This is a genomic window from Kitasatospora sp. NPDC008050, from assembly GCF_042957465.1.
Taxonomy (GTDB): domain Bacteria; phylum Actinomycetota; class Actinomycetes; order Streptomycetales; family Streptomycetaceae; genus Kitasatospora.
In genome coordinates this window covers 540,384-555,508 of sequence record NZ_JBIBIJ010000002.1, presented here as the reverse complement: position 1 = coordinate 555,508, position 15,125 = coordinate 540,384, and the positions used below count along the sequence as shown (strand labels likewise).

Annotated in this window: 8 protein-coding genes; 2 read left to right on the top strand and 6 right to left on the bottom strand. The window is 73.8% G+C overall.

Annotated elements, in window-relative coordinates; translation table 11 throughout:
- Window positions 1-66: 66 nt before the first annotated feature.
- On the top strand, window positions 67-1,038 hold the full coding sequence (locus ACFZB9_RS05940) for an endonuclease/exonuclease/phosphatase family protein (RefSeq protein ID WP_391443977.1): 972 nt from the start codon (window positions 67-69) through the stop codon (window positions 1,036-1,038).
- An 8-nt stretch (window positions 1,039-1,046) separates the two neighbouring features.
- Here the strand turns inward: ACFZB9_RS05940 and ACFZB9_RS05935 are convergent, their stop codons facing one another.
- From ACFZB9_RS05935 to ACFZB9_RS05920, 4 genes are all read right to left on the bottom strand, one after another.
- Entirely contained in the window at window positions 1,047-2,174 is a 1,128-nt protein-coding gene (locus ACFZB9_RS05935; protein WP_391443975.1) for a PP2C family protein-serine/threonine phosphatase, read from the bottom strand.
- 280 nt (window positions 2,175-2,454) lie between these two features.
- Entirely contained in the window at window positions 2,455-5,703 is a 3,249-nt protein-coding gene (locus tag ACFZB9_RS05930) for a UvrD-helicase domain-containing protein (RefSeq protein ID WP_391443974.1), read from the bottom strand.
- Window positions 5,704-5,752: 49 nt separating this feature from the next.
- Window positions 5,753-9,226: an ATP-dependent helicase gene (locus ACFZB9_RS05925; RefSeq protein WP_391443972.1), complete on the bottom strand. Its 3,474-nt coding sequence runs from the start codon at window positions 9,224-9,226 to the stop codon at window positions 5,753-5,755.
- A 181-nt stretch (window positions 9,227-9,407) separates the two neighbouring features.
- Window positions 9,408-9,776 (bottom strand): MGMT family protein, encoded by a 369-nt coding sequence (locus ACFZB9_RS05920; protein ID WP_391443970.1) that lies wholly within the window; start codon window positions 9,774-9,776, stop codon window positions 9,408-9,410.
- A 124-nt stretch (window positions 9,777-9,900) separates the two neighbouring features.
- Between ACFZB9_RS05920 and ACFZB9_RS05915 the strand changes: the two genes are divergently transcribed.
- Window positions 9,901-12,576 (top strand): lysylphosphatidylglycerol synthase domain-containing protein, encoded by a 2,676-nt coding sequence (locus tag ACFZB9_RS05915; protein ID WP_391443968.1) that lies wholly within the window; start codon window positions 9,901-9,903, stop codon window positions 12,574-12,576.
- A 77-nt stretch (window positions 12,577-12,653) separates the two neighbouring features.
- On the opposite strand, the gene moeZ is transcribed toward ACFZB9_RS05915, so the two are convergent.
- Window positions 12,654-13,832: an adenylyltransferase/sulfurtransferase MoeZ gene (gene moeZ / locus ACFZB9_RS05910; RefSeq protein WP_391444298.1), complete on the bottom strand. Its 1,179-nt coding sequence runs from the start codon at window positions 13,830-13,832 to the stop codon at window positions 12,654-12,656.
- A gap of 134 nt (window positions 13,833-13,966) precedes the next feature.
- The gene (locus ACFZB9_RS05905; RefSeq protein ID WP_391443966.1) at window positions 13,967-14,932 is read right to left on the bottom strand and encodes an NAD-dependent epimerase/dehydratase family protein; all 966 of its coding nucleotides are present in this window, start codon (window positions 14,930-14,932) and stop codon (window positions 13,967-13,969) included.
- Between the last annotated feature and the right edge of the window lie 193 nt (window positions 14,933-15,125).

The window sequence follows — 15,125 nt, the reverse complement described above, 5'->3', positions numbered from 1 at the left end:
TGGTATGTATACCCCGTATGCAGGTCAGTCTCAAGCTTCCCGCCCCTCTGGCGTACCGTCGCCAAGGTGAGCCCGCTTCGCATCGCGACCTTCAACCTGCTGCACGGCCAGCCGCTGGCCGCCGACGGCAGCCCGCTGCCCTACCCGGACCAGGCCGCCGATCCGCTCCGTGAGGCGATCACCGCCCTGGACGCCGACGTGCTGGCGCTCCAGGAGGTGGACCGCTACCAACAGCGCTCCGGCCTGAGCGACCAGAGCGCGGTGGCCGCCGCCGCGATGGGCGCCGGCGACTGGCGGTTCGCCGCCGCGCTGCACGGCCGCCCGGCACCGGTGGCCGGCTGGCTGCGCGACCCGGCGGTGCCGGGCCTGCGGGTCTACGGGCCCGAGGAGCTGGACAGCGCCACCGACCTGCCCTCCTACGGCACCACCCTGCTCACCCGGCTGCCGGTCCGGCACTGGCGGGCCCGGCGGTTCGCCCCCGCCCCGTTCGGGCTGCCGCTGCGGGTGGCGGGCCGGCGCGGGCTGACCCCGGTGCCGGACGAGCCGCGCGCGGCACTGGCGGCCGTACTGGAGGGTGACCGCGGCCCGTTCACCGTGGTCGCCACCCATCTGTCGTTCGTGCCGGGCTGGAACATGGCGCAGCTGGCCGGCATCCGCCGCTGGATCGCCGACCTGCCCAGGCCCTACCTGGTGCTCGGCGACTTCAACCTGGTCGGCCCGGTGCCGCGCACCGTGCTCGGCGGAGCCACCGCGCTGGACCGCTCGGCGAACGGGGGCCACCGGCCGCGCGAACCGCGGGCCGCCCGCTACCCGCGCCCACTGCCGAGCGCGCGCCGCCGGACCCCGCGGGAGGCCGCACCGCGCCTGCGCGGCTGGCACGACCTGGCCCGCACCCCCACCTACCCCTCGCACCGCCCGGCCGTGCAGTTCGACCACGTGCTCGCGATCGGCGTGCCGCGCACGGCGGTGGGTACCGTCTCGGCGCCGCGGGTCGGGGTCTCGGACCACCGGCCGCTGCTGGTGGAGGTCGACCTCTAGCCTCCCCGCTACTGGCGGGCCAGCCGGCCGTTCTGGTGCGGCAGCTGCTGCGGGGCGCCGCTGGTCACCGGCTCGTACTGCAGCAGCAACATCGCCGCGTCGTCACCGAGCTGCCTGCCGACATGGCGCACCACGTCGGCGTGCAGCCGGTGCAGCACCTCCACCGGGCCGCCGGTGGCACAGGCGGGGAACCGCTCGGCCAGCGGGTAGAACTGGCCGGCCCGGTCGCGCGCCTCGATCACCCCGTCGGTGAAGAGCAGCACCCGGTCGCCGGGGGCGAAGGGCACCCGCTGCACCGGCGGCGCGACCTTGTCCGGGTCGAGCACGCCCAGCGGCGGCACCGTCTCCGCGAGCTCCAGCGTCCGCACCACACCGTCGCCGCCCAGCAGCAGCGGGGCGGGGTGGCCGCAGTTGACGATCTCGGCGCTGCCGTCCGGCGCCACCCCGATCAGCACCAGGGTGACGAACTCCTCCTCGACCCCGGGGTGCTCGTGCTCGTGCAGGGACCGGTCCAGGCTGACCGCCAGCCAGCCGGCCACCTTGTCCAGGGCCGGCTCCTGGTGCGCCGCCTCGCGGAAGGCGCCGAGCACGGCCGCGGCGGTCTCCACCGCGCCCAGCCCCTTGCCCCGCACATCGCCCACCACCGCGCGCACCCCGTGCCGGGTGTTGACCACCTCGTAGAGGTCGCCGCCGATCCGGGCGTGCGCGGCGGCGGCGGCGTAGTGCACGGCGGCCCGCACGCTGCCCACCCGGTCGGGCACCGAGCGCAGCAGTACCCGGCGGGCGATCTCGGCCACCAGCTGTGCGTCGGCCAGCGCCTGCTCCTGGCGGACCCGCAGGGTGGCGCTGACCCAGCTGATCGCGGTGACCAGCGCGACCGCGAAGACCGTGGCGCTGTGCACGGACTCGCCGAGCACATGGTTGTAGCCGGCCAGGCCGAAGGCGGCGATCTCGGCCAGGAAGCCGGTCAGGATCGGGTACCAGACGCGGCGGCTGACGATGGCGGCCAGCGCCGGTACGGCGGTCAGGGCCGGCTCGACCGTGACCTCGATGGTGCTGAAGTAGTCCAGGCAGACCACCAGGGCCATGCCGATGAACGGCAGGGCGAGTGCTGTCTTGGGCCAGGTCCCCGTCACGCGAACGGTGGCCGGGCCCCGGGTCGGACCGGCCAGCCGGTCTCTGAACCATCCGGTCGCGCTCAACTTCCCGGTGGCGCTCAACTTAGGTGTCTCCAGCAGAAGGCGCCTGGTGCCCGCTTGAGCACCTGCGGCGATGACTGAGGGTGAGGGAATGGGGCCTGTCCGGCGGCCGAGCAGACACGGGTGACCGGTTACCGACCCCACAATAGGCGCGAAACGTGCACGACGCATCGGTTTCGCGCGACTCCGTGACGAGTTGGATGCTCTCTGTGACCTATTAGTCACTCTTCCCGATCAGAAGCATTTCCAACACGTTCCGGTCAGGAAGTCCTGGCGGCCGCTCGACCCGGCCGCTGCGGACGTAGCAGAAGGCCGCGGTGACCTGCTCCAGCGGCAGGCCGAGCTGCTCGGCCCAGGCCACCCGGTAGATGGCGAGCTGGAGTGGATCGGCCCGCTCCAGATGGCCGGTCTTCCAGTCCACCACCTCGTAGCGGTACCCGCCCTGTGACCCAGAGTCGTCGTCACGCTCCCGATACACCGCGTCGATCCGGCCGCGCACCACCCGTCCAGCGAGCACCAGTTGCACCGGCGCCTCCACCCGGTAGGGCCGCCGGTTCGCGTAGGGGCCGCGCAGGAACGCCTCCTTGAGGTGCTCAAGATCACGCTCGTCCTCGATCTCGTCGTCCTCCAGCCCCGGCAGCGCGTCGGGCTCCAGCAACGGGAGCGGGGCGTACTGGGCCTGGATCCAGGCGTGGAACCGGGTGCCGCGGCGAGCCGCGGAGGCCGGCGGCCGGGGCATCGGACGGGCCAGCTCCTGCGCCAGGCCGTCCGGGTCGGCGGCCAGCCGCATCAGCTGGGTGGCCGACAGGGCGGGGGGCAGCGGCACGTCGCGGCCGGTGCGCCGGGAGCGCTCCAGCTCGCCGAGCAGCGCGCTCAGGTCGCGGTCCCAGGAGTCCACCTGGCGCTGCTCCTCGGGGACCAGCCGCTCGGGCGCGGGCGCCGGGGCGCCGGCCAGGCGCCGGGTGACCACCTCGGCCACCCGGCGGCGGGCGAGCTGGGCGGCCGGGTCCAGCGGCAGCGGCCAGGGAGTGTCGCCGGCCCGCCGCAGCGCCGGGTTCTCGGCCCCCTCGACGGGCGGCTCGGCCCAGTGCTCGATCTCGCCGGCGCCCGGCTGCTCGGCGTGCTCGCGCAGCCGCTCCAGGTACTCGGAGGGGCCGCGCACGGTGCTCTGGGTCGGCCCCCACCAGTGGCCGCCGGCCAGCAGCAGCGAGCGCGGGCGGGTCACCGCGACGTAGCCCAGGCGCAGCTCCTCGGTGGCGGTCTGGTCCTTCAGCGCCGCCTTGAAGGCGGTCATGCCCTTGGCCGTCCAGCCCTCGACGGCGGGCAGGGTGGCCGCGTCGCCGCGCAGCGGGTAGGGCAGTACCGGACGCCGGCTGGTCCAGCGCTCCCGGCCGCGGCTGCTCGGGAAGGCGCCCCTGACCAGCCCCGGCAGCGCCACCACCGCCCACTCCAGGCCCTTGGCCTTGTGCGCGGTGAGCACCTTCACGGTGTCCTCGCCGCCCGGCAGGCTGCTGTCCAGGCCGCGGTCGTACTCCTCGGCGGCCCGCAGGAATCCCAGGAAGGCGGACAGGCCCGGGTCGCCGTCCAGGTCGGCGAAGCCGGCCGCTACATCCAGGAACGCCTGCAGGGTCTCGCGCCGGCGGGCGGCCAGGGCCAGCGGCGAGGCCGACAGCTCGACGTCGAGCCCGGTGACCGCGAGCACCCGGTGCAGCACGTCCATCAGCGGCTCGGCCAGCGCCCGGCGCAGGTCGCGGATCTCCCTGGCCAGGTGGGCGAAGCGGGTCCGGGCCTCCGCCGAGAAGGGCAGCTCATCCGGCTGCTCGCCGGGGTTGACGAAGGTCTCCAGCGCGTCGGAGAGCGAGACCACCTCGGTCGGGTCGGTCTCGGCGACGGCGGCGGCCAGCGCGTCCTGCGCCTGCGGACGCACGGCCCGCACCAGCTCGGCGGCGCGCCGCCCGAGCAGCGCCAGGTCGCGCGGGCCGATCCGCCAGCGCGGGCCGATCAGCAGCCGGACCAGCGCGGCGTTGGCGGTCGGATCCTGCAGCACCTCGCAGACCGCGACCAGGTCGGCCACCTCGGGCAGTTGGAGCAGCCCGCCCAGGCCCACCACCTCGACCGGGACCTCGCGGGCCACCAGCGCCGCGTGGATGTCGGGGAAGGCCGCGCCGCCCCGGCACAGCACCGCGATCGAGCCGGGCGCGGTGCCGGTGCGCACCAGGTGCGCGATCGAGTCGGCCAGCCAGTCGATCTCCTCGGCGTGGGTGGGCAGCAGCGCGAGCCGCACGAAGCCGTCCTGCTCGGCGCCCGGCGCCGGGCGCAGTGCCTCGACGCCTTCGTGGCGGGCCCGCAGTGGCGCGGCCAGCTCGTTGGCGAAGGCCAGCAGACGCCCGCCGCTGCGGCGGTTCTCGCTCAGCGCGTAGCGGGCGCCCGGGCTCCCGTCGGCCTTGGGGAAGTGGGCGGGGAAGTCGTCCAGATTGGCCACCGAGGCGCCGCGCCAGCCGTAGATGGCCTGGCAGGGGTCGCCGACGGCGGTGACCGAGTGGCCGCCGGGGTAGGCCGGCGTGGCACCGAAGAGCCCGGCCAGCAGCAGGCGCTGGGCCACCGAGGTGTCCTGGTACTCGTCCAGCAGCACCACCTGGTACTGCTCGCGCAGCAGCCGGCCGACCTCGGGGCGCTGCTGGGCCAGCCGGGCCGAGGCGGCGATCTGGTCGCCGAAGTCCAGCAGCCCGGCCGCGCGCTTGCGGCGGCGGTACTCCTCCACCAGGGTGAGCAGCTCCAGGCGGCCCCGGGCGGTCTCGGGGATGTCCCGCAGCTCCTGGTTGGTCAGCTTGGCCACGGCCAGCTCGTCCAGCAGCTCGGTGTCGAAGGCCCGCAGCGCTTCGGGCTCGACCAGGTGCTCGGCCAGCTCGGCGTCGAGCGCGGTCAGCTCGCCGACCAGGGCCGCGAAGCGGTCCTTGAGGTGCGGGAACGGCCCGCGCGCCGAGCGCAGCACCCGGGCGGCCAGCTGGAACCGGGTGGCGTCGGCGAGCAGCCGCACGTCCGGCTCGATGCCGATCCGCAGGCCGTGCTCCTTGAGCAGGCGGCCGGCGAAGGCGTGATAGGTGGAGATCTCCGGCTCGCCGCCGGCCACCTCGCCACCGCCCGCGGGGCCGCTCCCCGCCGGACCCGTGTCCACCGGGCCGCCCTCGCGCAGCCCGGCCCTGGCCAGCGCGGTGCGCACCCGCTCGGCCAGCTCGGCGGCGGCCTTGTTGGTGAAGGTCAGGCCGAGCACCTGCTCGGGCCGCACCGCGCCCGAACCGACCAGCCAGACCACCCGGGCCGCCATCACCGTGGTCTTGCCCGAACCCGCCCCGGCCACGATCACGGCAGGCTCCAGCGGGGCGCCGATGGCCAGCATCTGCTCCCGGTTGAAGGGGATGCCGAGCAGCTCCTTGAGCTGGTCGGGGTGGTTGAGCATGGCAGCCACGGTAACCGGGAGAGCGGACAGGTGAGCCGGTCGGGCCGCCCGGGAGGCCTCAGTCCAGCAGCTGGCGGCCGTCGCGCTGCGCGGAGCAGCTGCGCTTGAACGTGCAGCTTCCGCAGCCGTCCCCGGTGGTCGGCACGAAGCGCTCGGCCAGCACCCGCCCTGCCGCGTCCGCGAGCAGGTTCTCGACCCACGGCTCGCCCTCGGGTGGCGGCTGGTGCTGGACCTTGGGCGCCTCGGGGAGCTTCTTGTCCTCGAAGCGCAGCTGGACCAGCTCGGCGCCGCCCAGCGGCGGCCGGTCGTTCACCAGCCCGTCCAGCGCGCCCTCGCGGACGGCGAGTTGGTAGACCGCGAGCTGCTTGTGCTCGGGCAGCGACTTGTCGGTGGGCGCCCGCTTGCCGGTCTTGAAGTCGACCACGTACGCCCGGCCGACCGCGTCCTGCTCGACCCGGTCCATCACCCCCCGGATCCGCACCGCGAGCTCGCCCACCGGCAACGTCAGGTCGAAGCCGTGCTCGGTGGCCAGCGTGGTGCGGCCGCGCTCCAGCACGTGCCAGTGCAGGAACCGCTCCAGCGCGGCGCGGGCCTGCGCCTTCTCCTGGGACGACTTCCACGGGGCGTCGAAGGCCAGCGCGTCCCAGACCGTGTCCAGCCGCTCCAGCAGCACCGCCAGGTCGGCCGGGGTCCGCCCGGAGCCCACCTCGTCGGCCAGCGCGTGCAGCACGTTGCCGAAGCCCTGCGCCCCGGAGGTCGCGGTCTGTGCCTTGACCTCCTTGCTCAGGAACCACTGCAGGGAACAGGAGTCGAGCTGCTCCAGGCCGCTGCCGGAGAGCTGGACCGGGCGGTCCGGCTCGCGCAGCGGGGTGGGGCTGCTGGTCGCCTCGGCCATCCCCCACCAGCGGTCCGGGTGGGCGGCGGGGACCAGCGGGGCACCGTCCTCGCCGCGCGCCGCCGCCAGCGCGGCCAGCCGCTCCGCGGCGGTGCGGCGCAGCTCCGGCGAGCGGGTGGGATCGACGGTGACCGCGCGCAGCTCGGCGACCAGGGCGGCGACGGACAACGGCCGGCGCGGGCGGTGGGTGATATCCGCCACGGTGACCGGCGGGACGCGGCGCACCGCCGCGGCGGCCTTGGGGTCGAGCTCGGGGTCGACCTGCTCGCGGTAGAGCTCGCGCAGGAAGCGCGAAGGCTCGTCACCGTCCTCGGCCGGTGCCTTGACGGCGGTGACGATCAGCCGCTCCTTGGCCCGGGTGACGGCCACGTAGAACAGGCGGCGCTCCTCGGCGAGCAGCGCACCGGGGGTGAGCGGCTCGGCCAGGCCGTCGCGGCCGATCCGGTCGGCCTCCAGCAGCGAGCCGCGGCGGCGCAGGTCGGGCCAGAGGCCCTCCTGGACGCCGGCCACCACGACCAGGCGCCATTCCAGGCCCTTGGAGCGGTGCGCGGTCATCAGCCGGACCGCCTCCGGGCGCACCGTGCGCACGGTCAGGGTGTCGGCGGCGATGTCCTGCGCCTCGACCTCGGCGAGCAGGTCGAGGGCGCCGCGGTGGCCGGTCACCTGGTCCTCGGCGCGAGCGGCGGTCTCGAACAGGGCGCAGAGCGCGTCCAGGTCGCGGTCGGCGTTGCGGCCGATCGTGCCGGGGCGCAGGGCGGCGCGCTCCAGGCGCTCGCGCCAGCGCTGGCTGCCGTCCCACAGCTCCCAGAGCGCCTCCTCGGCGGTGCCACCGCCGGCCAGTAGGTCGCGCACCTTGCGCAGCAGGGTGCCCAGCTCGCGGGCCCGGCGCGCGGGCGGCAGGTCAAGGGTCACCAGCTGTTCGGGGTGGGCGAGTGCCTCCCGGATCAGCTCGTCCGAGGGGCGCACGTGCGTGGGCACGCGCCCCTCGGGTGCCTCGACTGCCTCAGGTGCCTCGCTTGCCTCGACTACCTCGCCCACCTCGCTTGCCTCGGCGCTCTCGGCGGCGGTCAGCCGTTCCCGCAGCGCCGCCCGCTCCTCCTCGCGCAGCGCACGGCCCAGGCGGCGCAGATCGGAGCCGTCCAGGCCGCCGAGCGGGCCGGTGAGCAGGGTGTGGGCCAGCTCGACGGTCAGCGGATCCGCGGTCGGGCCGCCAGAGCTCGTCTCGCCGGAGCTCACCTCATCGGAAGTCGATGAAGCCGACTTCTGGCGTACAGCCCCCTCGGCGCAGACCCGCAGCGCGAGCAGCAGCGGCACCACGGCCGGCTCCTCGCGCAGCGGCAGGTCGTCACCGTCGATCTCCAGCGGGACGCCCGCCGCGCTCAGCGCCCGGCGCACACCAGGTATCGCCCGCGCGCCGGCCCGCACCAGCACCGCCATCTCGCCCCACGGCACGCCGTCCTCCAGGTGCGCGCGGCGCAGCAGGTCGGCGATGCTCTCCAGCTCGGTGCCCGGGGTCGGGTAGCTGTAGATCTCCACGCTGCCGGCCCGCGCCTGATCCTCCGCCGCAGCCGCAGCCCCGGCCGAACCGGGACCGGACCCGGCAGCCGACTGCCGCGGCAGCAGCGCGCGGTGCTGGGCCAGCTTCTGGGCCGGCAGCCGCCCCATCGGCAGCCGGGTGGCCAGTTCCCGCGAGGCCGCCAGCAGCATCGGCGCCGAGCGGCGCGAGACCCGCAGCACCTTCACCTCGGCCGGGTGCCCGTCGCGCCGCCGGAACTGCTGGGGAAAGTCCAGGATGCCGTTCACGTCCGCGCCGCGGAACGCGTAGATCGACTGGTCCGGGTCCCCCACCGCGATCAGGTCCCGCCCGGCGCCGGCCAGCTGCCGCAGCAGCCTGACCTGTGCCGGGTCGGTGTCCTGGTACTCGTCCACGAAGACCGCGTCATAGCGCGCGCCCAGGTCGACCCCGGGACGCTCGGCCAGCAGCACCGCCCGGTGCACCAGCTCCGCGTAGTCCAGCACCCCGCGCAGGTCCAGCACGTCCAGGTACTCGGCCAGGAAGTGCGCGGCCGCCTTCCAGTCGGGCCGCTGCACGCCGTCCGCGAACCGGGCCAGCTCCGCCTCGCCCAGCCCGAGCTCCCGGCTGCGGGCCAGCACCGCGCGCACCTCGTCGGCGAAACCGCGGGTGGTCAGGCAGGCCCGCAGGTCCAGCGGCCAGCTGATCTTCGAGCGCCCGGCCGCCGCGTCCTCGGCCCCGCCGGCCAGCAGCTCGCGGACCATCACGTCCTGCTCGGGCCCGGACAGCAGGCGCAGCGGCTCGGCGTAGCGCTCTGGCTCCTGCTCGGAGCGCAGCAGCGCGTAACAGAAGGAGTGGAAGGTGGTCGCCTGCGGCGCCGACGCCAGCCGCACCGCCATCCGGTCGCGCAGCTCCATCGCCGCCTTGCGGCTGAAGGTGAGCACCAGGATCCGCTCCGGGTCGGTGCCCCGCTCGACCCGTCGGGCCACCGTCTCCACCAGCGTGGTGGTCTTGCCGGTCCCGGGCCCCGCGAGCACCAGCAGCGGGCCGCCCGGGTGCTCGGCCACCGTGCGCTGGTACGGGTCCAGCACGGGCGGGGCGGGCGTCACGAGCGGACTGCGCACCAGACGGTAGGGGGAAACCACGGATGTCCTGCGGATCGGCGACAGGTCTGACGGTCAAGGAGCCGGGAAAACAGAAGGCGAGTCTTAGAGCCTACGAGATCCATCGGCGCGCGCGGGAACGGGTGCGCCGGGCCACGGTCCGCCGGGGCCCTCGAAAGGGCACGATCGTGGTGTGTCCGCGCTACTGTCCGTCCCACCGGGCCTGCCGCAGGTCCACTCGCGCCAGGTCCTCGGCCGTCCGCGAGCCGCGCCCGGCGCTGCCGCGCAGGGGTGTCGCCTCCTGCCGGTAGGCCGCCAGCGCGCGCTGCTCGTGGCCGGGCAGCAGCGCGCCGTCCGCGCGCACCACCCGCCACCAGGACACCGAACCGCCGTAGAGCGCCATCACCCGGCCGACCTGGCGCGGGCCGCCCTCCCCGAGGTACTCGGCCACGTCCCCGTACGTCATCACCCGCCCCGGCGGGATACGGTCGACCAGTTCGAGCACCAGCTCGGCGTACGGGGGCAGGTGAGGGCCCGCGCTGTTGTCCGTCACTCGGGCATTCTTGCCCATCCGGACCAGCCAGGGGTCTCCTGCGGGGTATTCGCCGCGCCCGGTCCGGCCCCTGTCCGGCGGCGGGCTGCCCGGCATGCCACCATCTTCGGGGCGGTGAGTGGTGATACGAGGACAAGACCAGATGACCGGGACGGTTGACGTGGATGTGGACGAGGGCGCTGGCGAGTCCGCCTCCGCGCTCCCCCCAGACGTGGAGCCCAAGGTCTCACTGGTGAAGCAGACGCCGCCGCTGCGGCGTCCGGTTGCGCTGCCCACGCCCACGCCGACCCCCTCCCCCGCCCCGGAGCACGAGGACGACGAGCACGAGGGCGACGACGAGGGCGAGGACGACGAGCTCGCGGTCGACGAACCCCTGCTCGCCGCCCGCGCCCACCGCCCCACCGACCTGATCCGCTTCGTGGCCGGCCTGCTCGGCATCATCGCGGTCTTCGCGCTCGCCAACTACGCCAAGTCCACCACCAGCGGCATCGGCACGGACATCCACGACAACGTGAAGAACGTGGCGCCCTGGCTGAGCACCGTGACCAGCCTGATCTCCACCGTCGCGGTGCTGGCCGTGCCGCTGGCCTTCGCGGTCGAGCGGCTGATCAAACGGGACGGCCTGCGGGTGGCCGACGGCGTGCTCGCCTCGGTCCTGGCCTACGGCGTCTCGCTGGCGGTGGACTGGTGGGTGGCCGACGGCGCCTCGGAGACGATCCGCCAGGCGCTGACCCAGCAACCCGAGGGCGCCGGGCCGCTCACCGAACCGGTCCACGGCTACCTGGCACCGGTGATCGCCTACATGACCGCGGTGGGCATGGTCAGCCGGCCGCGCTGGCGTCTGGCGCTGTGGGCCGCGGTGGTGCTCAGCGGCGCCACCGAGCTGGTCAGCAGCTACACCACCCCGCTCTCGCTGCTGCTGACCGTGCTGATCGGCTGGTCGGTGGCGTGCGGGACGCTCTACGCGATCGGCTCGCCGAACATCCGGCCCACCGGGCAGCACCTGATGCTCGGCCTGCGCCGGGTCGGCTTCGCGCCGAAGAACGCGCACCGCGCCCCGGACGCCCCGGGCGGCACCCGCCGCTACTTCGTCGCCCAGCAGGACGGCCCGGCCCTCGACGTCCACATCATCGACCGCGAACAGCAGGCCTCCGGCTTCTTCTACCGGATCTGGCGCCGGGCCCGGCTGCGCTCGGTCGCGGTGCGGCGCAGCCCGCAGTCGCTGCGCCAGGCGCTGGAGCAGGAGGCGCTGATCGCCTACGCGGCCGCCGCGGCCGGGGCGCACGCCCCGCAGCTGGTGGCCACCTCCGAGCTGGGCCCGGACGCCGCGATCCTGGTCTACGAGAAGGTCGAGGGCCGCATCCTCGACGAGCTGGCGGACCAGGAGATCACCGACGAGGTGATGGCCTCGTTCTGGCTCTCGGTCAACGCCCTGCACGAGCGCCGGATCGCACACCGCCGGCTGACCGGCGAGTCGCTGCTGGTGGTGGACGAGAAGATGGGCGCACTGGTCAACCTGTCCGGCGGCGACATCGCGGCCGGCGACCTGACGCTGCGCATCGACGTGGCCCAGCTGCTGACCACCTTCGCGCTGCGGATCGGGCCCGAGCGCGCGGTCTCCCTCGCCAACCGGGTGCTCGGCGCGGAGCGGGTGGCCGCCGCGCTGCCGTTGCTGCAGCCGGTCGGGATGAGCCGGCAGACCCGCGCCGACCTGGCCCGGCAGACCAAGGAGCGCAAGGCCGCCGCGCAGGCGAAGGCGCTGGAGCAGGTGGCGAGCGGCGAACGCACCCGGGAGGAGGCGGAGGAGGACATCGCCACGGCCGGCGAGGACCTGCTCAGCCGGATCCGCGGGCAGATCCTGCAGATCGCCCCCGAGGCTCCGATGGCCCCGGCCAAGCTGGAGCGGCTCAAGCCCAAGACGTTGATAACGGTCGTCGCGCTGGCCTTCGCGGGCTACCTGGCGGTGACCAGCATCCAGCCGGGCCAGCTGAAGTTCTCACACATGCACCTGGGCTGGACGGCCGCGGCACTGGCCGCCGCGGCGGCCAGCTACGTGGCGGCGGCGATGAGCCTGACCGGCTTCGTGCCCGAGCGGCTGCCGTTCCGGCGCACGGTCGCGGCCCAGCTGGCCGGGTCCTTCGTGAAACTGGTGGCCCCGGCGGCGATCGGCGGCATCGCGCTGAACACCCGCTACCTGCAGAAGGCGGGCATCCGCCCGGGCCAGGCGGTGGCGAGCGTGGGCGCCTCGCAGCTGGCCGGCCTGGCCGGGCACCTGCTGCTGCTGTTCTGCTTCGGCCTGATCACCGGCAGCCAGAACAACGGCGATCTCGGCAACGAGCGCGCCGCGATCATCGGGGTGCTCACCGCGGCCGTGCTGGCGCTGGTGATCGCGGCGGTCGCGCCGCTGCGGCGGTTCGTGGTGACCCGGGTCCGCTCGCTCTTCTTCGGCGTGGTGCCGCGGATGCTCGACCTGATGCAGCGGCCCCGGAAGCTGATCACCGGCTTCGGCGGCATCGTGCTGCTGACCCTGACCTTCACCGCCTGCCTGGACGCCTCGGTGCGGGCCTTCGGCGGCTCGATGAACTTCGCCACCGTCGCGTTCATCTTCCTGACCGCCAACGCGGCCGGTTCCGCCGTCCCGACCCCGGGCGGCATCGGCGCGATCGAAGGTGCGCTGATCTTCGCGCTGGGCATCGCCGGGCTGCCGGCGGCGACCGCCACCTCGGCGGTCTTCCTCTTCCGGCTGCTCACCTTCTGGCTGCCGGTCCTGCCGGGCTGGTTCGCCTACAGCTATCTGCACCGCCAGGGCGCGCTGTAGGCGCGCTGTAACGGACGAGGCCGGCCCCGCGGTGGGGCCGGCCTCGTCCGTGTGCCGGGATCGGATACCCGGACCGGTCAGTACACCGGCTTCTCGGGCTCGATCTGGTTGACCCAGCCGACCACGCCGCCGCCGAGGTGGACGGAGTTGGCGAAGCCCGCCGACTTCAGCACCGCCAGCACCTCGGCCGAGCGGACGCCGGTCTTGCAGTGCAGCACGATCTTCTTGTCCTGCGGCATCTTCTCCAGCGCGTTCCCCATCAGGAACTCGTTCTTGGGGATCAGCACCGCACCCGGGATGTTGACGATCTCGTACTCGCCGGGCTCCCGGACGTCGATCAGCAGGATGTCCTCGCCGCTGTCCTGCATCTCCTTGAGCTGCTTGGAGGTGATCGTGGAGCCGAGGGCGGCCTCCTGGGCCTCCTCGGAGATCACACCGCAGAACGCCTCGTAGTCGATCAGCTCGGTGACGGTCGGGTTCGCGCCGCAGAGCGCGCAGTCGGGGTCCTTGCGGACCTTGACCTGGCGGTAGTTCATCTCCAGGGCGTCGTAGATCATCAGCCGGCCGACCAGCGGCTCGCCGATCCCGGCGAGCAGCTTGATCGCCTCGGTGACCTGGATCGAGCCGATCGAGGCGCAGAGCACCCCGAGCACGCCGCCCTCGGCGCAGGAGGGGACCATGCCCGGCGGCGGGGCCTCCGGGTAGAGGCAGCGGTAGCACGGGCCGTGCTCGGCCCAGAAGACGCTGGCCTGGCCGTCGAAGCGGTAGATCGAACCCCAGACGTACGGCTTGCCGAGCAGCACCGCGGCGTCGTTCACCAGGTACCGGGTGGCGAAGTTGTCGGTGCCGTCGACGATCAGGTCGTAGCCGGAGAAGATCTCCATCACGTTGTCGTTGTCGAGGCGCTCATCGTGGAGGATCACGTTGACGTACGGGTTGATCTCCTTGACCGAGTCACGCGCGGACTCGCCCTTGGAGCGGCCGATGTCGGACTGGCCATGGATGATCTGGCGCTGCAGGTTGGACTCGTCGACGGTGTCGAACTCGACGATGCCCAGGGTGCCCACGCCGGCCGCCGCCAGGTACATCAGAGCCGGGGAACCGAGACCGCCGGCGCCCACACAGAGCACCTTGGCGTTCTTCAGCCGCTTCTGCCCGGCCATCCCGACATCCGGAATGATCAGGTGGCGGGAGTACCGGCGGACCTCGTCTACGGTGAGCTCGGCAGCCGGCTCGACCAGGGGTGGCAGCGACACGGGGACTCCGATGGTCGTCAAAACGTTGGTTCCTTGAGCCAACAGTGTCATGCCGCTGCCCTATTCCGAGACAGCTGGTCCACTGGTCGAGACAAGCCCCACCGGATGCTGGGAACCGGCCCCTGACCGGGTGGTCAGACCCGGCAGGCGGTCTCCAGCCAGACGTCCCCCAGTGACTCCTCCAGCGGGGTCTGCGCCCGCCAGCCGAGCCGTTCGCGGGCGGTACGGACGTCGGCCTGCCGCCAGGGCACCGGCTCAATCACCGGGCGCGACTCGACCGCGGCCGGTGGCGGCGGCGCCGTGACCGGGCCCGGCTCGGCGGCCACCTGGGCGGGCAGCAGGACGGTACGGATCTCCTCGCTCAGCGCGCCCTCGAAGCCCGAGGCACGGATCAGCAGCTCCGCCGCCTCCCGGGCCTGGACGGCGTGCCCGGTGCCGATGTTGATCACACCGGTCGCCGCCGAGACCGCCGCCGCCCGGACCGCCTGCGCGACGTCGCGGACATCCACGAAATCCCGGAATCCGGACAGGTCCGGCATCCGGACCTGTCCCTCCTGCTGCTCGAGCGCCCGCCGCAGCCCCTCGGCCAGCCGGCCGAAGAGCGAGGCGGCCGGGGTGCCGGGTCCGACCACGTCGAAGACCCGGAGCACGGCCGCGTCCAGCCCGGAGGAGAGCACCAGCTCGGTCCCGGCCAGCTTGGACACCCCGTACGGACCGACCGGGCGCGGCTCGGCGCTCTCGCTGATCGGCGCACCGCAGGGCACGACGCCGTACTCGGCCGCCGAACCGATGTGCACCAGGCGGGCCGGTTCGTGGCTGCGCCGGATCGCCTCGCAGACGGTCGCCACCGCGAGCACGTTGGCCCGCACCAGGGTGCGCGAGGTCCCGTAGGTGGCGCCCGCGCAGTTGATCACCACCTGCGGCATCACCGCGTCCAGGAAGCGGGCCAGCGCCCCCGGACTCCCGGCCGCCAGGTCGAACCGGATGTCGGCCGAATCCCGCCGCCCCAGCACCGTGACCTGGAGGTCACGGTCCATCAGCAGCCGATCGGCGACCCGACGGCCGATGTAGCCGCCGGCACCCAGCAGCAGCACCCTCATCCCTGACTCCTGACCTGGCCGTTGAATAAGCCCTCGATGGGCTCTGTGAGCCCGCTACCAGCGCCTGACCGGCGCTGTCCCCTGTTCCCGCACCGCGGCCTCACCGGTGGGCCTGCGGACAGCCCAACGCGCATGACGACCTCCAGTCGCACCAGTTGGAACCAGTCGAAGAAAGAGAAGAAACATGCAGTCG

Bases quoted from the DNA above. Each gene is read 5' to 3' on its own strand.
- ACFZB9_RS05920 (WP_391443970.1), bottom strand. From the start codon at position 9,776: ATGGGCAAGAATGCCCGAGTGACGGACAACAGCGCGGGCCCTCACCTG.
- ACFZB9_RS05915 (WP_391443968.1), top strand. From the start codon at position 9,901: ATGACCGGGACGGTTGACGTGGATGTGGACGAGGGCGCTGGCGAGTCC.
- ACFZB9_RS05905 (WP_391443966.1), bottom strand. From the start codon at position 14,932: ATGAGGGTGCTGCTGCTGGGTGCCGGCGGCTACATCGGCCGTCGGGTC.